Below are 18,796 nucleotides of genomic sequence, written 5' to 3' on the forward strand. Positions count from 1 at the left end.
CCGCATGCCCCACCACCCGCTCCGCAGCCCGCGCACGCTGATACGGACACGCTCGCGTGCGCTCAGCAGGCACCCGTACGTCGTGGACGCCGCCCTCGCGGCCCTCGTGCTGTTCGCGGTGTCGCTGCAGTTCGTCTTCCCCGACGAGGGCGACGACCGGCTCTCGACGGTCGGCTGGCTGCTCGCGGCGGGGACGGCCGTGCCGCTGGCCTGGCGGCGCCGGGCGCCCATGACGGCCGTGTATCTCGTCAGCCTGTTCACTCCCGCGATGGCGGTGTACCGGCAGCCGCCGCCGGACGTGGCGTACGGAGGGCTCGTCGCGCTGTACACGCTGGCCCTGGTCGGGCGGCCCGTGGAGCGGCGGGTGGTGCTCGCGACGTGGCTGGTCGCGTCGACGGCGACGATGACGTTCCGGGAGCGGGCCGAGCCGTTCGAGTACGCCTTCCACCTGCTCAGTTTCGTCGCCGCGTACGGGTTCGGGGTGCTGGCGCGGGTGCAGCGGGCGTACACGGCGGCGCTGGAGGACCGGGCCCGGCGCCTGGAGCGGGAACGGGCCGCCGAGACGGCGCGGGCGGCCGCGCGGGAACGGGCGCGGATCGCCCGGGACATGCACGACGTCCTCGCGCACGCCGTGAGCCTGATGGTGGTGCAGGCGGAGGCGGGGCCCGTGGTGGTGCGGAGCGATCCGGCGAAGGCGATCACGACGTTCGACGCGATCAGTGCCGCGGGACGGGACGCGATGACGCAGTTGCGGCGGATCCTCGGGGTGCTGCGGGCCGTTGAGGGGGCGGGCGCGGGGGAAGCCGGTGTGGGCGGGGCGGCGGGGGAACGGGGGCCGCAGCCGACGCTGGACGCGCTGCCGACGCTGGTGCGGGACGTCGAACTCGCCGGGATCCCGGTCGAGTCGCGGGTCGTCGGGGAGCCGGTCGCGCTGCGGGCGGACGTGGAGGTCGCGGCGTACCGGGTGACGCAGGAAGCGCTGACCAACGTGCTCAAGCACGCGGGCGGCGCCCGGGTCGTCGTCGAACTGACCTGGTCACCGGGTGAGTTGAGGATCACGGTGACGGACGACGGCGCCCGCGTCCGGGCCGACGGGGCAGGCACCGGTGAGCGATCCGGCGGCCAGGGCCTCGTGGGGATCGCCGAGCGTGCCGCGGCCTGCGGCGGGACCGCCGAGTCCGGGCCCGTGCCGGGCGGGGGTTTCCGTGTCGCCGTACGGCTGCCCACGGCATCCTTGACGGATGAGCATCCGCGTAGTGGTGGCCGACGACCAGGAGCTGGTCCGCAGCGGCTTCACGATGATCCTTGACGCGCAGCCCGACATCGAGGTGGTGGCGGAGGCGGGCGACGGCGCCCAGGCGCTGGAGGCGGTGCGCAGGCACACCCCGGACGTGGCACTCCTGGACATCCGGATGCCCGTCATGGACGGCATCGAGGCGGCGCGCGCGGTGTGCGCGGAATCCACCTGCCGGGTGGTCATGCTGACGACGTTCGACGTCGACGCGTACGTGTACGACGCCCTGTACGCGGGCGCCAGCGGCTTCCTCCTGAAGGACGTGCGCCGCGACGACCTGGTGCACGCGGTGCGCGTGGTCGCGGCGGGCGACTCGCTCCTCGCGCCGTCCGTGACGCGGCGCCTGGTCGCGGACTTCGTGCGGCGCGGCCGTACGACGCGGTCCGTCACGTCGTCGCCCGCGCAGCGCCTTGCCGTGCTCACCGCGCGCGAGGAGGAGACGCTGCGGCTGCTCGCGCGCGGCCTGTCGAACGCGGAGATCGCGGCGGCCTTCGTGGTGAGCGAGCACACCGTGAAGACGCATGTCAGCAACGTGCTCTCGAAGCTGGCGCTGCGGGACCGGGTGCAGGCGGTGATCTGCGCGTACGAGAGCGGGCTCGTGGTACCGGGAGAACTGGAGGAGCCGGGCGAACCGGGAGCCGCCGAGCCCGGACCGGACGCCGACGCGACCCGCTGACCACAGACCGCTCACAGCTCACAGCTCACAGCTCACAGCTCACAGCTCACAGCTCACAGCTCACCACCAGGAACGCGCGCGCCCGCCCCCGCGCATCCCCCGCCCGAGGGAGCCCTCACCCGCACGGGCGAGACGCCAAGACCGCTCCGCGCGGCGATCCGAAGCGCGCGTTCCACGGCGAGGGTGTGGGCCAAGGCGTTCGGGGCCCGCGGCCCCGGACGCGGGTCCCTGACACCTCAAGTCCCGAGCTCCCGAGGAGCGGTCATGCTCGCCACCCTCGCCAGGACGGCCACGCGCCGCCCCCGCACCGTGCTCTTCATCTGGTTCCTGCTGCTCGCCGTCGGATTCGGCTTCGGCACCCGGGTGTTCGGCGACCTCACCTCGACGGTGGAGGACGTGCCGGGCAGCGAGTCGGTCGTCGCGGACGAGCTGTTGTCCCGGCTCGACCCCGACGGCGACGACTTCACCGCGGCCGTCTTCGGCGGCCCGGTCCGCGCGGCCGACGTGCGCGAGGCGGTGAGCGCGGCCGTCGCGGACGTCCGCGGGGCTCCCGGGATCGCCGTCGCCACCGACCCGTACGGGACCGAAGGCCTGGTAGCCGCGGACGGCAAGGCGCTGCTCATCCCCGTGACGCTCAAGAGCGGCCTCGACGACGACGCCGAGGAGGACGTCGTGGGCGACGTCGCGGACCGGCTGCGGGAGATCGGCGCGGCGGTGGACGGCCGCGTCGACGTGGCGGTGAGCGGTGATCCGCTGCTCGGGGAGCAGATGGGCGGCCGGGCCCAGGAGGACGTGGCGCGCGCGGAGTTGATCACGCTGCCTGCCGTGCTCGTCGTACTGCTGCTGATCTTCGGCGGGCTGCGGGCGGCCGGGCTTCCGCTGCTCGTCGCGATCAGCGGGGTGGCGGGCGCGTTCCTCACGCTGTTCGGGTTCCAGCAGGTCACGGAGATCTCCGTGTACGCGGTGCAGGTGGTCACGATGCTCGGGCTCGGGCTCGCGGTGGACTACGCGCTGCTGCTCGTCATGCGGTTCCGGGAGGAGCGGGCGCGGCAGGACGACGTGGTGCTGGCGGTGCGGGAGACGGTCGCGCACGCGGGCCGGACCGTGCTGTTCTCCGGTCTGACGGTGGCCGTGTGCCTGTCGGGGCTCGTGTGGTTCCCGAGCCCGTTCCTGCGCAGCATGGGCCTGGCGGCGGGCGCGGTGGTCGTGGTCGACATGCTGGCGGCGCTGACGCTGCTGCCCGCGCTGCTCACGCTGTTCGGCGGCAGGATGAAGCCGAGCCCGCCGACGTCCCGCAGCGGTGCCTTCTTCGCCCGTCTCGCGCGCTTCTCGCTGCGTCGCCCCGCCGCCGTCGTGACGACGGTCGTGGCCGGGCTCGCGGTGCTCGCGCTGCCGGTGTTCGGGATGCGGATCGAGATCGGCGACGCGCGCCAACTGCCGCACGACACCGAGGCGCGGCAGCTGTACGACACCGTGCACGCGCACTTCCCGCCGGGCACGGACACCGACACCGTCGACGTCCTCATCAGGCCGGGTGCCGAACCGGACTGCGAACGGAAGATCCGCGCGCTGCCGGGTGTGACCCGGGTGGAGAACGGGCGGATGACCGACGGCACGGTCCTGCTGCGGCTCACCGCGCGCGGCTCGGCGGACGGTCCTGAGGCGACGCGCCTGGTGGAGCGGGTACGGGACCTGCGGGGCGCCGAACCCGTCGAGGTCACCGGCGACGCGGCCCGCCTCGTGGACTTCCGCGACATGCTCGCCGACCGGGCGCCGTGGGCCGTACTGACCGTCCTCGTGGGCCTGTTCGTCCTGCTCTTCGCCTTCACCGGATCGCTGCTCAGCCCGCTGCGCACGCTCCTGACGACGCTGCTGAGCCTCGGTGCCGCGCTCGGCGTGGTGGTGTGGGTGTTCCAGGACGGGCACGGCGCGAGCCTGCTCGGCGGCGAGGGGCTCGGGGCGCTCAGCCTGACCGCGCCGCCGCTGATCATCGCGATCGCGTTCGGCCTCGCCATGGACTACGAGCTGTTCATCCTGGCGCGGATGCGCGAGGCGTGGACGTCGGGGCCCGAGGCGGGCGACCACCGGGCGGCGATCGTGGCGGGGCTGCGCAGTTCGGGGCGCGTGGTGAGCTGTGCGGCGCTGCTGCTCGCGATCGTGTTCGGCGGGTTCATGACGGGCGGCTTCTCACCGATCCTGCAGATCGGGCTCGGCCTGACGCTCGCGGTCCTCATCGACGCGACGGTCGTGCGGATGTTCCTGGTGCCGGCGGCGATGGCGCTCCTCGGGGAGTACGCCTGGTGGGCGCCGCCGGGGCTGCGGCGGCTGCACGAGCGGTACGGGCTCTCCGAGGGGGACGGGCCCGCCGGGCGGCCGGGCTCCGCCGAGGGCGCCGGGTTCGTCGAGGGGACGGCGCCGGAAGCGCGCTAGGAGAGCACCGCCACGTCCATGAACAGCGCCGCGACCAGGCCGGCGGCCAGCAGATAGCTGCCGAGCCTGGTCCGGCCGCGTCTGCTCAGCTCGATGACGAGACCGCAGAGGATGAGCAGCAGCCCGTACACGCCCACGACGAGCACGGACGACCGGCTCGCGAGCCGGACGGCGAGCAGCACGGCGGCCCCGGCCATCAGGAGCGAGGCCGCGGCGATGCGCAGCCGCCGGGCCTGGCGCGGGGTGAGCCCGAGGCGTTCCGGCGCCGCGTCGTCGACGGGCGCTTCGTCGAGGGGCGCTTCGCCAGCGGGCAGTCGGTCGGAGGGCGCGCGGTCGGGGACGCTCATGTCCGGCAGCGTAGTCGAGAGGTACACGTCAAAAGGGTCGGGACTCCGGGGCTCGCGGGCCGGGTCTCCGGGGTGCTCACGCCCGCAGGTACCGGGGTGCTCACGCCCGCAGGTAGGCGAGGACGGCGAGCACCCGGCGGTGGGTGGCGTCGGTGACCGGCAGGTCGAGCTTGGCGAGGATGTTGCCGACGTGCTTGCCCACCGCCGCCTCGGTGACGACGAGTTCGGCGGCGATGGCCGCGTTGGAGCGGCCCTCGGCGACGAGGGCGAGCACTTCGCGCTCGCGCGGGGTGAGCCGCTCCAGGGGGTCACGGCGGCGGCGCAGCAACTGGCGTACGACTTCGGGGTCGACGACGGTGCCGCCCGCCGCGACCCGTGTGAACGCGTCGACGAACTGCTCGACCTGGCCCACCCGGTCCTTGAGGAGGTAGCCGACGCCGCCGCCGTCCCCGGTGTCCAGCAACTCGGCGGCGTACGACCGCTGGACGTACTGGCTGAGGACGAGCACCGGCAGGCCGGGGCGCTCGGCGCGCAGGTCGATCGCGGCGCGCAGCCCCTCGTCCTGGAAGCCCGGCGGCATCCGTACGTCGGTGACGACGACGTCGGGTTCGTACGTCGCGACGGCCGCCCGCAGCGCGTCCGCGTCGCCGACCGCGGCGACCACCTCGTGCCCGAACCGGCCGAGCACGCCCACCAGTCCCTCGCGCAGCAGCACGCTGTCCTCGGCGAGGACTACTCGGTGGGCGCGGGGCCGCTCGGCGGGCGCGGGGTGCACGGGATCTCCAGGGTCAGGACGGTGGGGCCACCGGGCGGGCTGGTGACGGTCAGTGTGCCATCGAGGACGGCGAGGCGGTCGGCGAGCCCGGTGAGGCCGGAGCCGCGGGCGGGGTCGGCGCCGCCGGTGCCGTCGTCGCGCACGGTCAGGCGCAGGGTGCCGCGGGCGTGGCGGACGTGGACGGCGGCGCGGGAGGCGCCGCTGTGCTTGGCGACGTTGGTGAGGGCCTCGCGGACGGCGAAGTAGGCGGCGGACTCGACGGGTTCGGGGAGCCGGGGCAGCGGGGTGCCGGTGTCGGTGCCCGCGCCCGTGTCCACGTCCACGTCCACGTCCACGGGGACCGGTGAGCGGTCGGCGGCGTCCTCGATCGCGGCGGGCAGGCCGTAGTCGGCGAGGACCTGCGGGTGGATGCCGCGGATGAGTTCGCGCAGTTCGGCGAGGACGGCGTCGGCCTCGCCGTGGGCGGTGGCGAGACGGGCGGCGAGCGGGCTGTCCGGCTCGGCGTCGAGGCGGGCGAGGCCGAGGGTCATGCTGAGGGCGACCAGGCGCTGCTGGGCGCCGTCGTGCAGGTCCCGCTCGACGCGGCGGCGTTCGGCCTCGAAGGCGGTGACGAGGCGGGCCCGGGAGCGGGTCACCTCGGCGAGCAGGGCCCGGCTCTCCGCCTCGCGCGGGGCGAGCAGCAGCCGGGCCAGGGCGGCGCGGGCGGCGGCGTACGCGCCGAGGGGGTAGAGCAGGGCGACGAGCAGGACGAGGCCGAGCGCGGCGGTGCCGAGGGCCGCCGGATAGCTCTCGACCAGCCAGAGCTTGGCGGGTCGTACGCCGCCGTCGGCGGGGCCGCCGGTGAGGGCGAGGTGGGCGGGGGCTCCGGCCAGGAGGAGCGGCAGGGCGAGGGTGCAGGCGGCCACCACCAGGTCCAGGGGCCACAGGACGAACGCCATCAGGACGGCGTACGCGAGCTCGCGCCAGGTCGCCTGTTCGCGGGCGCGCAGCCGGAGCCAGGCGGTGAGGCCCGGGGTGTCCGGGGCGCGGTGCGGGCTCGGCGCGGGGGCCGGGTCGACGAGGCGGAGCCTGCGGCGCTCCAGGGCGGCGACGGGGAGGCCCGCGAAGGCCAGGGCGGCGAGGAGGGGGAGGCCCACGAGGGCCACGCTCAGGACGAGGCCCGCGGTGAGGGTCGCCGCGAGTGCCACCGTCAAGGGGGCGCCGAGGAGGGCGCCGCCGGTCACGTACGCGGCCGCCCGCCAGGGTGCGGTGGACCGCGGGTACCCTCGGGCGTTTCTCAGCTCGGCCCACACACTCTCCCGTCGCATGGGCGCACGGTACCGGCGCCCCGCCCGAATCCCCGCCGCTCCGCGGCGCCCCCACCCCCGGGGCCCAACCCCTCAGCTCAACCCCGTCCCCCCTCCCCCAACACCCCCTCCCCCAACACCCCCTCCCTCCCCCTCTCCCGGAACTCCCCCACCACCGCCTCCTCGTCCCTCACCGTGAACTCCCGATAGCCCCCGCCCTCACGCGGCCGCCACCACAGCTCACCCCTCTCCCCCACCCCGGCCCCCAGCCCCGCGCAGCGGAACCCCTCCCCGCGCAGAGCGGCCCGCGCCACCTTGTGGGTGGCGGTCACGGGCAACCGGGACAGGACCCGCACGAAACGAGGCGCCATCTTCGTCCCCAAATCCCCTTGAGAAAGGAGGAACTCGGAGAAGGCGAGCGGATCGAAGGCCACCCCTTCGCGCAGGGCGAGCGCGGCCATGACCTGGTCCCCGGCGACGGGGTCCGGCACGGCGTACACGGCGACGCCGACCACCGGCTCCCACCGGGCGAGGATCGCCTCGATCACCGCCGCCGCCAGGTTCTCGCTGTCGACCCGCAGCCGGTCGTCCGCGCGCCCGGCGAAGTAGAGGTACCCGGCCGCGTCGCGGTAGAAGAGGTCCCCGGTCCAGTACCACCCGTCCCCCCGGACCCGCTCCGCGTCGGCCGCGGCGTTGCGCCAGTAGCCCTCGAAGGGACTGCGGCCCCGGTTGACCAGCTCGCCGATCGCCGCGTCCCCGTTGAGCAGCCGCCCGCCGGGCCCGAACTCGGCCGCCGCGCACTCCTTGCCGGTGCCGGGGTCGAGCACGGCGAGGTCGTCGCCGGGCGCGGCCCGCCCGATCGCCCCGTCGGGCGTGCCGGGCGAGCGCTGGATCGCGGCCCCGCCCTCCGACGACCCGTACCCCTCGACGAGCCGCGCCCCGAACCGCTCCTCGAAGCGCCGCGCGTCCACCGCCCCGGCCTCGGTGCCGAAGCCGAGGCGCAGCGGGTGCGCGCGGTCGTCGGGGCGGGCGGGGGTGGCGAGGAGGTACTGCACGGCCCGGCCCACGTAGGTGAAGTACGTGGCGCCGAACCGCCGTACGTCCGGCAGGAACCCGGACGCGGAGAAGCGCCGCCGCAGCGCCACCCCGGCGCCCGCGGCGAGCGCGGGCGCCCAGTCGGCGATGACCGCGTTGCCGTGGAACATGGGCATGCAGATGTAGTGGACGTCGTCGGGCCGTACGCCGAAGTGCCGGACGAGGGACTGTCCGGCCGCGGCGAGCCGCCGCTGGCTGCACACGGCGGCCTTGGGGGCGCCGGTCGACCCGGAGGTGAAGTAGAGGAGCATCCGGGCGGCCGGGGTGGCGTCCGGGGAGAGCTCGGGTTCGGCGCCCCGGTAGGGCGCGAGGAGTTCGTCGTAGTCGGGCGTGTCCGTGACCAGGATCCGTACGCCGGGCAGGTCGAGTCCGGCGAGCAGGGGCAGGTGGGCCCGCTCGGTCACGAGCAGTCGGCAGTCGGTGTGCAGGATGTCGCGGGCGAGTTCGGCGCCGCGCCGGGTCGGGTTGATCCCGGCGACGGCCGCCCCGGCCAGCGCGGCGGCGCTCAGCCACAGCGGGTACTCGGGGGTGTTGTCGAGCAGGACGCCGAGGTGCCGGGCCGAGCGCGCGTCCAGGAGGTCTCGCAGCAGCGCGGCCCGCGCCGCCGCGGCCGCGGCCACCTGGTGGTGGCTGAGTTCCCGGTCCTCGAAGCGGAGCCCGGGGCGGTGGTCGCCCCGGCGCGCGAGGACGAGTTCCGCGACCGTTTCGGGTTCGGACGTCATGGCGCCGCACGGTAATTGACGTACCGTCAGAAGTGGAGGGGTACGGGCCGCCCTGTGCACGCCGACGCGTCCGTCCGCGGACGACGTGCACAGAACTCACCCGTGGGGGGTGGCAGTCCCGCCCGGAGGAGGATCAGGTCAGAACTGGCAGAACTGGCAGAACTGTCAGAACTGGCAGGACTGGCAGGACTGGCAGGACTGGCAGGACTGTCAGAACTGGACGTCCGAGCAGGCGTAGAACGCGTTCCCCGTGTCGTGGACGGTCCACACGGCCACGATCACGTGGTGGCCGCTGCGGCCGCCGGGGATCGTGCCGCTGTGCGACAGGGTCGCGGGCGGCTGCTGGCCGCCGTAGGGGACGTTGAGGAACGGCTGGGTGTCGAGCGCCGCCCGGGTCACCGGCTGGCCCTCGTTCCAACCCTGCTTGGTGATGTAGTACTTGAAGTCGGTGGTCCGGTGCCGGGCCGTGAACTGCCAGCGGAAGCTGTAGTTCTGACCGGCCGATACCTTCGTCGTGGGCCAGGCGCCGCCGCCCGGCTTGGTCGCCTTGTCCAGCGAGCTGAAGCCCGCGATGCCGGCGGAGCAGATCTTTCCGTCGGCCGGACCGGCCGCCGGGAAGCCCTTGGGGCCCTCGACGCTCTGCGGCTCGTACTGGATGGCGCCACAGCCGGTCACTACGCCCTTCGCGCAGTTGATCTGACGGCTTGCTGGCAGGTCGGTGTAGCCATGGCTGCTGGCGCCGCCGGTCGAGAGCACGAACGCTCCCACCGTCGCCATCCCGAGCATGGCCGCGGAAATCTTCTTTCGCATGCTGGCGCTCCTGAAGAACGTGGGGGTGTTCCATGAGCCGTGCGCGCGCTAACGGTCGTGCGTCGCCCTTCGAGGCACCGTCGGTTCCCGAGACTGCTGCGTACCTCTGGGGGCGTTGTTGGGGAAGTGCGGGTTGTGCGTACTGCTGATGGTGCGTGACGTGCGAAACTGCGCGTTCTGCGGTCTAGACCAAGCCTCAGATTATTGCGAGTAGTTGAACATGTCCATACCAATCGTGGAGAGGATCCGGTCGCACCGACCGCGCGAGGCAGCCACGAGTTCACCGTTCGGAACGTCGTTCTCCGCCACCCACGCGCGTGCGGCTTCCTCTCCTCGCCCACCCGCCAACTGCCGCTCCACCAGCCGCTCCTGACGCACCGTGACAGGCGCCTCGACGTACCAGCAGGCCGCCATCAGCTCCCGCGCGGCCCGCCAGCCCGGCAGGTCGCAGGCCAGGTAGTTGCCCTCGGTGACCACGAGCCGCGCGCCGGGTGCGACCAGGTGCCGGGCGGCGACGGGCTCGTGCAGGGTGCGGTCGTAATCGGGTACGTAGACGTCGGCGGCGGTGTCGTCGAGGACCCGGTGGAGCAGGGCGACGTACCCGCGCGCGTCGAAGCTCGGCTCCGAGCCCTTGCGGGAGGTCAGGCCGAGGCGCTCCAACTGGACGTTCGACAGGTGGAAGCCGTCGAGCGGCAGATAGGCGGCGCCCGCGCCGATCCTTTCGACCAGCGCGCGGGCGAGCGTGGACTTCCCGGCGCCGGGCGGCCCCGCGAGGCCGAGGACGACGCGCGGTCCGCGCTCGGTCAGCTTCCAGGCGTCCGCCGCCAGGGTCGTCAGGTCTGCCGTCGGCTTCGGCGTCGGGTGCGGCGTCGGGTTCATGGGCGGGTTCATGGGCGGGGACGATACGACGGCTCGACGTCACACGCCCCCGGCGTCAGGCGCTGTCGCCGCCCCGCCCCGTGCAGAACGCCACCGTCAGGTCCTTCACCAGCGCCCTGCGCTCGTAGTCGTCGAGCTCGACCAGGCCGCGTGTGGTCAGCCGGGTCACCGTGTCCTCCACGGAGTCCACCACCGACGTGAGCAGGCTGTCGCGGTGCCGGGCGTCGAGGGCGGCGATCCGGTGACGGTGCATGGCGGCGGCGACCTCGGGCGCGTACTCGATGCGCGTCGGCTGCACCGAGAAGATCTCCACGCCGACCGGCTCCGTCTGCGCGGCGAGCGCCCGCGTCAGCGCCTCGCCGACCGCCTCCGCGTCCCGCAGCGTCGGCGCGTCGTCGTGGAAGGCGTCGGCGGGCAGCTTGGAGAGCACCCGCGCGGTGGTCGCCTCCACGCACTCGCGCAGATACTCCTGGTGGTCGGCGACGGCGAGCGTCGCCCGCGCGGTGTCCTTGACCCGCCACACCACGAGCACCACCACGCGCAGCGCGACCCCGGAGCGGTCCACGGCGGCCATCGGCTCGCTGCGCCAGTGCCGCAGCCGTACGTCGACGCGGCGCCGCAGCAGCAGCGGGTTCACCCACAGCAGCCCGGTGCGCCGCACGCTCCCCCGGTACCTACCGAACAGCGAGAGCACCCACGCCCCGCCGACCCGCCCCCGCGCGAGCCCGCCGAACCCGAAGAGCGCCAGCGCCCCCGACCCGGCGAGCGCGGCCCACTGCCCGACGGAGATCCCGGCCGCACCGCCGCCCCGGAGGTCCCCGGCCGGCGCCACCAGGTCCACCATCGGCTCCGGCAGCACCCCCGCCCACCACAGCGCGAGCGCGCACCCGGCCGTGCCGACGCCACCACCGAACACCCCGACGGCCCCGGGCAGCACCCGGGCCCGGCGCTCGGCGAGCCCGGCGTCCAGCTCGGGCACACAGGGCGCGGGCGGCACCGACGCGACGGCAGCCCGCCCCGCCTGCCCCGCTCGCCCCGCCTGCCCTGCTTGCCCAGCTCGTCCCGCTTGCCCAGTGCGCCCTGTCTGCCCCGTCTGCCCCTGCTGTCCCGCCCGCCCAGCACCGCCCCCGCGCCCCGCGCCACCCCTGCCACCCGCGCCACCCGCACGCCCCGGCCCGCCCGCCCCGTCAGCCCCCGCCTGCCCGGACCCGCCCGCTCCCCGCGTCCCGCCCGAGAGCACCGCCCCGCGCCGCACCACCGCGGGCCCGAGCGGTACGCCCGTCGCGCCGGACGCCGCCGCCATGTCCTGGGGGTCGTCGCGGAACAGCAGGTGGACGGGGATCTCCATGGTGGCCTCGCTGTGGATCAGGCGCGGCGCCGCGCGGCCGACCGGTCCCGAGCCCTCACCGGATTCCGGCGGCCGCTGTGTCGTCGTACTCATCCGTGCCTCCGTCTCATCCGTGCCTCCGTCATGAGTTCCGTACGGCGCGCGTGCTCCTCATGCGAAGAGCCGCCGCCACGTCTCCGGCCCCGGCATCCCGTCGGCCGCCCCGCCCCGCCACCCCTGCGTCCGCTGGAACGCCTCGACCGCGCGCCGGTCCGCCTCGCCCCAGCGCGGTCCGGGGCCGCGCTGGTAGTACTTCCCGAACCCCGCGCGCACGAGCTGTCGGCCGAGCCGGGTCACGTGGTCGTTGACCTGCCCCGGCCGGAAGTACGCCTTGCCCGGGAAGGCGGGTGCGGCCGGGGCGCCGGGGGCACCGGGGGTGCCCTTGGCGGCGGGGATGTCCTTGCCCTTTCCGCCCACCAGGTACGCCCACGTCGTCGGGCCCGGCAGTCCGTCCGCGTCGGCGCCGGTCCAGCCCTGCGCCCGCTGGAAGGCCCGGGTCGCCGCCCGGTCGGCCTCGCTCCAGTGCGGCCCGGGTCCGGTGCGGTAGAAGCGGGCGCCGCCACGGGCCACCAGCATCTCGCCGAGCCGGGTGACGTGGTCGTTGTCGGCGCCGGGGCCGAAGTGACCGGCCCCGGGGAACCGCGCCGACGCCGGCCCCGAGCCCGCCTGGCCGGTGGGCCGCAGCCCGTTGTAGCGGTAGGCCAGATAGCGGTCGCCGTTGTTCCAGTACGCGTACGGGGTGGCCTGCCTGCGGGCGTGCGGGCGGGCCTGCTCGTAGGCGAGGTAATAGCCGCGGGTGTAGTCGGTCCAGCCGCCGAAAATGGTCACGTGCGAACCTCTCTCCGGATTCGCCGGATTGTGGAAGAGGAGAATGTCGCCGGGCTTCAGTTCTTCCTTGGAGATGCGGGTCGCATAACGGCCGAGGCTGCCCGTCCATTCGTTTCCGCCGAGATTCCAGGCCATCGAGACAAATCCCGAGCAGTCCTGCCGGTAACCGTCGGCCGAGAACTTCTGCATGCTGTACGGAACCTTCGCCGCGACCCACCGCTTGGCGCGGGTGATGATCTCCGCGCGGCTGGTCGTGCGGGCCACCGCGCTCTTGCCCGGCGCTCCGTGCAGGGCGGTCCGGCCGCCCTGCGGGGTGTCGGGGCCGTCGGCTCCCGGCAGGCCCGCGGGGGCTCCGGCCGGGGCGCCGCGGGGCCGCTCGACGGCCAGTGCGGGGCGCCCCTCCACCCCTCCCACCTGCTCTCCGACCTGCTCGGACGCCACCGCGGGCAGGGTGTGGGCCGGGCCGAGGACGGAGCTCGCGGCGGCCGCGAGGACGAGGGCGCGGCGGGCGCCGTGGGCGGCCGGGTGGCCGCCGAGCCGGGGTGGCAGGGCGTGGGCTCCGGAACGCCGCCAGTGCACGCAGCCCGGGCAGTCGCAGTCGTTCGCGGGCTCGAATTCCTCGAATACGGGAGCAGCCTCCATGCGATTCCCCTCACACTCCGGCGCATTCCCGACGACGTCGGGGAACGGGCCCGGGAAAGTCTCTCCGCGCGTCTGCACATGCGTCAGCTTCTCAACTGTCCGGGGATGGCGCATGTTGACGGTCCGAATGATGCAGCGCCGACCCCCGCCACCCGCCGGGGGCACCCCACCCCCACCCCCGGCGGCTCCAGACCACCCGCTCCGGGGTGGTCAGAACCACCCCTCCCCGTCCGGTAGAGTTATCCACGTCAGCAGGCGCCGCTAGCTCAGTTGGTTAGAGCAGCTGACTCTTAATCAGCGGGTCCGGGGTTCGAGTCCCTGGCGGCGCACAGACAGCGAAGGCCCTCCGCTCAGGCGGGGGGCCTTCGTGCTGCTCACACCACGGGTCGGTGCCGCTGGCGCCCCCGCACACCCCTGGGTCCCGGCGGGCCCGACCGCTACGGTTGCGCCATGCCACGCGACCTCCAGGAGCGGATCAAGAAGCTCATCATCGACCAGCGGCTGCCCTCGGGGGCGGTGCTGCCGACCGAGCCGGAGCTGATGGAGCGGCTCGGCGCCAGCAGGAACTCGGTGCGTGAGGCACTGAAGGCGCTCCAGGCGATGGGCATCGTGGAGATCCGGCACGGCTTCGGCACCTACGTCGGACCGATGTCGATGGCCCCGATGATCGAGGGCCTGACCTTCCGCACGGTCGCGGGCCACTACCGGGGCGAGGACAGCCTGCTCCAGCTCCTCGAACTGCGCGAGGCCGTGGAAGCCGGACTCATCGCCCGCCTCGCCGGATCCATACCCCCCGCCGACCTCGCGGAGCTCGACGCCCTCGTGGACCGCATGGACGCCGAGGCCGCCGGGCCGGACGGCGCCGTGCGCGCCGAGACCGACCGCGCCTTCCACGCCGCTCTCTACAGGTGCCTGGGGAACCGCCTGCTCAGTGAGGTCATGGAGGCGTTCTGGGACGCTTTCCACCGGGTTCGTACGGACCTCGTGGACATCCCGCAGGACCCGAAGGTCACCTGCCGGCAGCACCGGGAGATCCTGGACGCGGTGCGCTCCTCGGACGTGCTCCGCGCCGAGCGGGCGATACGGGAACACTTCGGTAACATTCGAACCCGGCTGAGCGCACCTGCCTCAACAGGCCTCCCTCTTCCCAGTTATGACCGGTAAACTGCTTGTTTCGCTCTTGCGATCATGCTTAGGCGCGTAGAACCCTGACGGGAGGCTCGGGCACGGCCCGACTCTCACGAGGCGTGCGGTACAGGGCAGTTGGGGGGCTCGCACGCCGGCGCCGAGAGAACCCGCGTGAACGCCTGGACGGGGGTCCCCGCGTTCATGAACGGATGCCGAGGGGGGCATCATGCAACCGGAAGGTCGCCTTTCGCTGTCCTACGGGAAGGTGGCCTGCCACTGATGCGTCCGCGAAGGTCGAGGGGGACCGGGCGGGCAGAGGACCGACGAACACGCGGGTGATCGCGTGCGGGGGGATGACTCATGACGTCGACGCCGACGGGCCAGGGCAGCAACGACCCGTCCCAGACGACCCAGCTGCGGGTCCTCTCGAACCGCACCGGCGGCTTCAGACGCATCAAGAAGTCGCTGCCACGGTACGACTACGAGCACTACAGCCGACTCGCCGGGCCCCTCACCCAGCCGGACCCGGCGAAGCCGTACAAGGTCCAGTACCGCTCGCTGCTGTCCCAGGAACCGCACCGCCTGCGCGCCGCGCTGATGCTCGGCGCGGCGCCGCTGCTCTCCCTCGTCCTGCTCGCCTGGCTGCTGCAGCCCGAGCACTGGACGGAGCGCGACTACGTGGCGAACGACTGGCTGCCGGTGCTCGACATCGTCATGCTCGTCTCGATCGGCTTGATCGAGTTCTTCCGCTGCATGAACGTCTTGTCGAACGCGCACGCCACCCTCGTCGCCCGCGACCCGATCCCCGTGGTGCCCGAGAACGGCACCCGCGTCGCCTTCCTCACCTCGTTCGTGCCCGGCAAGGAGCCGATCGAAATGGTGACGAAGACCCTGGAAGCGGCGGTGAAATTGCGCCACCGGGGACTCCTGCACGTCTGGCTGCTCGACGAGGGCGACGACCCGGAGGTGAAGGAGGTCTGCGCACGCCTCGGTGTGCACCACTTCTCCCGCAAGGGCATCGCCAAGTGGAACCAGGCCAAGGGCCCGCACCGCGCCAAGACCAAGCACGGCAACTACAACGCCTGGCTGGACGCGCACGGCGACGGCTACGACTACTTCGCCTCCGTGGACACCGACCACGTGCCGATGCCCAACTACCTGGAGCGGATGCTCGGCTTCTTCCGCGACCCGGACGTCGGCTTCGTCATCGGCCCGCAGGTGTACGGCAACTACGACACGTTCGTGACCAAGGCCGCCGAGTCCCAGCAGTTCCTCTTCCACGCCCTGATCCAGCGCGCGGGCAACGCCTACGGCTCCCCGATGTTCGTCGGCACGTCCAACGCGGTGCGCATCAGCGCGCTGAAGCAGATCGGCGGTCTGTACGACTCGATCACCGAGGACATGGCGACGGGCTTCGAGATCCACCGCCACAAGAACCCGGCGACGGGCAAGAAGTGGAAGTCGGTCTACACCCCGGACGTGCTCGCCGTCGGCGAGGGCCCCAACGCCTGGACGGACTTCTTCACCCAGCAGCTCCGCTGGTCGCGCGGCACCTACGAGACCATCCTCAAGCAGTTCTGGAAGGCACCCTTCTCGCTGCCCCCGGGACGGCTCTTCAACTACACGATGATGGTCATCTTCTACCCGATGTCCGCGATGAACTGGATCCTCGCGGCCCTCAGCTGCGCCCTGTTCCTCGGCCTCGGCGCGTCCGGCGTGAACATCGACCCGACCATCTGGCTGATGCTGTACGGCAACGCCTCGGCGCTCCAGATCGGCCTGTACATCTGGAACCGCCGCCACAACGTCTCCCCGCACGAGCCCGAGGGCTCCGGCGGTGTCGCGGGCATGGTGATGTCGGCGCTTTCGGCCCCCATCTACGCGCGCTCCCTGATGGACGCGGCGCTGCGCCGCAAGTCCAAGTTCGTGGTGACGCCCAAGGGCGACTCGGCGAGCCCGGACACGCTGTTCGGGACGTTCCGCATCCACTTGTTCTTCATCCTGGTCTTCGCCGGTTCCATAGCCGCGGCGTACGTGTACGACCACGCGCACCCGGCGATGATCATCTGGGCCACGTTCGCGCTGCTCATCACGGCCGCACCGATCTTCGCCTGGCGGCACGGCATGCGGCAGGAGAAGAAGAAGTCCGCCGCTCCCGCGGCGGGCCCGGCCGAGCCTCGGGTGCCGCAGCCCCGGCACGCCGCCCCGACCGTGCACGCGCCGCAGCCGATCCCGCAGCAGCACGGGCAGCAGCAGTACGGGCAGCAGCAGTACGCGCCCCAGCAGTACGCACCGCACTCCGCGCCCCCGCACGCGCGGCCCGCGCCGCACGCACCGCAGCAGAAGCCCAGTTGGGCCTCGAATGACGAGACCATGCAGACCGCCCTCGGGAGCCACGAACAATGAAAGACCCGTCCAGCCGCCGCCGCGTCCGCCGGATAGCGATAGGTACGGCGGTGGTACTGGCCCTGGCCGGAATGAACGGCCCCTGGCTGTGGCGCGTGGGCTCCGAGAAGTACCACAACTACAAGATCAACCAGCCGGAGTACAAGGCCGACAACGGCCACTGGAAGGTGATCGACTTCCCGGAGGAGTACCGGCAGAACACGATCCACGCGTCGCTGCTCCACACCGGCAAGATCCTGATGGTGGCCGGGTCCGGCAACAACCAGAAGAACTTCGACGACAAGAAGTTCGACACCCGCCTCTGGGACCCGGTCAAGAACACCATCAAGAAGATCCCGACGCCCGTCGACCTCTTCTGCACCGGCCACACCCAGCTCGCCGACGGCAAGTTGCTGATCGCGGGCGGCACCAAGCGCTACGAGAAGCTCAAGGGTGACGTCACCAAGGCCGGCGGCCTGATGATCGTGCACAACGAGAACCCGGACAAGCCCATCACGCTGCCCGCGGGCACCAAGTTCACCGGCAAGAAGAACGGCAAGACGTTCGTGTCGAAGGACTCGGTCGTCGTCGAGCGCGCGAAGAAGGTCTTCGACAAGCAGACCGGCGAGTTCCTGCGCAACGACCCGGGCCTCGGCCGCATCTACGTGGAGGCGCAGCAGAGCGGCGCGAAGTACGAGACCGGCACCCAGGACAACTACCGCGTGCAGGGCCTCAGCGGCGCCGACACCCGCAACACGTACGGCATCGCGCAGAAACTCGCCCTGGACAAGAAGGACTTCCAGGGCATCAAGGACACCTTCGAGTTCGACCCGGTCGCCGAGAAGTACATCAAGGTCGACCCGATGAACGAGGCCCGCTGGTATCCCACGCTGACCACGCTCACCGACGGCAAGGTGCTCTCCCTCTCCGGCCTGGACGAGATCGGCCAGCTGGTGCCGGGCAAGAACGAGGTGTACGACCCCGAGACCAAGAAGTGGACGTACACCAAGGGCGTCCGGCAGTTCCCGACCTACCCGGCGATCTTCCAGATGGCCGACGGGAAGCTCTTCTACTCCGGCTCCAACGCCGGTTACGGCCCCGACGACGTCGGCCGTGACCCGGGCGTCTGGGACCTGAAGACGAACAAGTTCAAGAAGATCCCGGGCATGAGCGACCCGGACCTCCTGGAGACCTCCAACACCGTGGAGCTGCCGCCCGCGCAGGACCAGCGGTACATGGTGGTCGGCGGCGGTGGCGTCGGCGAGTCCAAGGACTCCTCCGCCAAGACGCGGATCGTGGACCTGAGGGAGAACGCCCCCCGGTTCCGCGACGGCCCTGAGCTGGAGAAGGGCACCCGCTATCCGCAGGCGTCCGTCCTGCCCGACGACTCCGTCCTCGTCTCCGGCGGCTCCGAGGACTACCGCGGCCGCGGCGCCTCCAACATCAAGCAGGCCCGGATCTACGACCCGACGTCCAACACCTTCGACAAGGTCGCCGACCCGCTCGTGGGCCGCAACTACCACTCGGGCTCGATCCTGCTGCCCGACGGCCGCGTGATGTTCTTCGGCTCGGACTCCCTGTACTCCGACAAGGGCAACACCAAGCCGGGCGTCTTCGAGCAGCGCGTGGAGATCTACACTCCGCCGTATCTGTACCACGGGTCCCAGCCCACCCTGGGCGAGGGCCCGAAGAAGATCGCGCGCGGCGGTTCCGGGACGTTCCCGACCGCCCACGCCTCGTCGATCAAGAAGGCCCGGCTGATCCGGCCGTCCGCCACGACCCATGTGACGGACATCGACCAGACGTCCATCGCCCTCGACATGAAGAAGACCGCGAAGGGGATCACGGTCACCGTCCCGAAGAACCGCAGCCTGGTCGAGTCCGGCTGGTACATGCTCTTCGTGACGGACGAGGAGGGCACACCCAGCAAGGCCCAGTGGGTGCACGTGCCGTGAGCCGAGCCCCGTAAGGGGCGCGGGGAACTGCGCGCTCAGCCACAACAAAGCCGCAGTCGCGGCTTACCAGAGAAAGGTAGAAGCGGCAGCGGGGTTTTAATAAAAAAATTCAAACCAAAGACCCCCCCCCCGCCAAAAACGGGGAACACAACCCCCC

The 18,796-nt window shown here is 72.5% G+C and carries 14 protein-coding genes and 1 tRNA gene; 7 read left to right on the plus strand and 8 right to left on the minus strand.

The window, feature by feature from the left end:
- The first annotated feature begins 4 nt into the window (after nucleotides 1–4).
- From ACFVHO_RS09150 to ACFVHO_RS09160, 3 genes are all read left to right on the plus strand, one after another.
- Entirely contained in the window at nucleotides 5–1,309 is a 1,305-nt protein-coding gene (locus ACFVHO_RS09150; protein ID WP_385711753.1) for a sensor histidine kinase, read from the plus strand.
- Complete coding sequence (locus ACFVHO_RS09155; RefSeq protein ID WP_385711755.1) at nucleotides 1,242–1,970, plus strand: response regulator; 729 nt, start codon at nucleotides 1,242–1,244, stop codon at nucleotides 1,968–1,970. The genes ACFVHO_RS09150 and ACFVHO_RS09155 overlap by 68 nt, the downstream gene beginning before the upstream one ends.
- 264 nt (nucleotides 1,971–2,234) lie before the next feature.
- On the plus strand, nucleotides 2,235–4,400 hold the full coding sequence (locus ACFVHO_RS09160) for an MMPL family transporter (protein ID WP_385711756.1): 2,166 nt from the start codon (nucleotides 2,235–2,237) through the stop codon (nucleotides 4,398–4,400).
- Here ACFVHO_RS09160 and ACFVHO_RS09165 read toward each other — a convergent pair.
- The 8 genes from ACFVHO_RS09165 to ACFVHO_RS09200 form a co-directional block, all read right to left on the minus strand.
- Entirely contained in the window at nucleotides 4,397–4,747 is a 351-nt protein-coding gene (locus ACFVHO_RS09165) for a hypothetical protein (protein WP_385711758.1), read from the minus strand. The genes ACFVHO_RS09160 and ACFVHO_RS09165 overlap by 4 nt on opposite strands.
- 100 nt (nucleotides 4,748–4,847) lie before the next feature.
- Entirely contained in the window at nucleotides 4,848–5,522 is a 675-nt protein-coding gene (locus tag ACFVHO_RS09170) for a response regulator (protein WP_385711760.1), read from the minus strand.
- A complete protein-coding gene (locus ACFVHO_RS09175) occupies nucleotides 5,480–6,829 on the minus strand; it encodes a sensor histidine kinase (RefSeq protein WP_385711762.1) in 1,350 nt (449 codons plus the stop codon). Before ACFVHO_RS09175 ends, ACFVHO_RS09170 begins: the two co-directional genes overlap by 43 nt.
- A gap of 77 nt (nucleotides 6,830–6,906) precedes the next feature.
- Nucleotides 6,907–8,625 (minus strand): AMP-binding protein, encoded by a 1,719-nt coding sequence (locus tag ACFVHO_RS09180; protein ID WP_385711764.1) that lies wholly within the window; start codon nucleotides 8,623–8,625, stop codon nucleotides 6,907–6,909.
- Between the two features lie 210 nt (nucleotides 8,626–8,835).
- Nucleotides 8,836–9,435 carry a lytic polysaccharide monooxygenase gene (locus ACFVHO_RS09185; RefSeq protein ID WP_030358267.1) on the minus strand — a complete coding sequence of 200 codons (600 nt, stop codon included), beginning with the start codon at nucleotides 9,433–9,435 and terminating at the stop codon, nucleotides 8,836–8,838.
- A gap of 201 nt (nucleotides 9,436–9,636) precedes the next feature.
- Nucleotides 9,637–10,326, minus strand: coding sequence for a nucleoside/nucleotide kinase family protein (locus tag ACFVHO_RS09190; protein ID WP_385711766.1), 690 nt, complete (start codon nucleotides 10,324–10,326; stop codon nucleotides 9,637–9,639).
- 43 nt (nucleotides 10,327–10,369) lie between these two features.
- The gene (locus ACFVHO_RS09195) at nucleotides 10,370–11,755 is read right to left on the minus strand and encodes an SPFH domain-containing protein (RefSeq protein WP_385711768.1); all 1,386 of its coding nucleotides are present in this window, start codon (nucleotides 11,753–11,755) and stop codon (nucleotides 10,370–10,372) included.
- 57 nt (nucleotides 11,756–11,812) lie between these two features.
- Nucleotides 11,813–13,171 carry a peptidoglycan-binding protein gene (locus tag ACFVHO_RS09200; RefSeq protein ID WP_385711770.1) on the minus strand — a complete coding sequence of 453 codons (1,359 nt, stop codon included), beginning with the start codon at nucleotides 13,169–13,171 and terminating at the stop codon, nucleotides 11,813–11,815.
- 255 nt (nucleotides 13,172–13,426) lie between these two features.
- Between ACFVHO_RS09200 and ACFVHO_RS09205 the strand changes: the two genes are divergently transcribed.
- The 4 genes from ACFVHO_RS09205 (at nucleotide 13,427) to ACFVHO_RS09220 (ending at nucleotide 18,639) form a co-directional block, all read left to right on the plus strand.
- A tRNA-Lys gene (locus ACFVHO_RS09205) sits at nucleotides 13,427–13,500 on the plus strand.
- A gap of 121 nt (nucleotides 13,501–13,621) precedes the next feature.
- Nucleotides 13,622–14,335 carry a FadR/GntR family transcriptional regulator gene (locus ACFVHO_RS09210; RefSeq protein WP_385711772.1) on the plus strand — a complete coding sequence of 238 codons (714 nt, stop codon included), beginning with the start codon at nucleotides 13,622–13,624 and terminating at the stop codon, nucleotides 14,333–14,335.
- A 324-nt stretch (nucleotides 14,336–14,659) separates the two neighbouring features.
- Nucleotides 14,660–16,705, plus strand: coding sequence for a glycosyltransferase family 2 protein (locus ACFVHO_RS09215; protein ID WP_385711774.1), 2,046 nt, complete (start codon nucleotides 14,660–14,662; stop codon nucleotides 16,703–16,705).
- Entirely contained in the window at nucleotides 16,702–18,639 is a 1,938-nt protein-coding gene (locus tag ACFVHO_RS09220; protein WP_385711776.1) for a galactose oxidase-like domain-containing protein, read from the plus strand. Before ACFVHO_RS09215 ends, ACFVHO_RS09220 begins: the two co-directional genes overlap by 4 nt.
- The last annotated feature ends 157 nt before the right edge of the window (nucleotides 18,640–18,796 follow it).

Origin of the sequence: Streptomyces sp. NPDC127108 (genome assembly GCF_042677545.1) — a bacterium.
Lineage (GTDB): Bacteria > Actinomycetota > Actinomycetes > Streptomycetales > Streptomycetaceae > Streptomyces.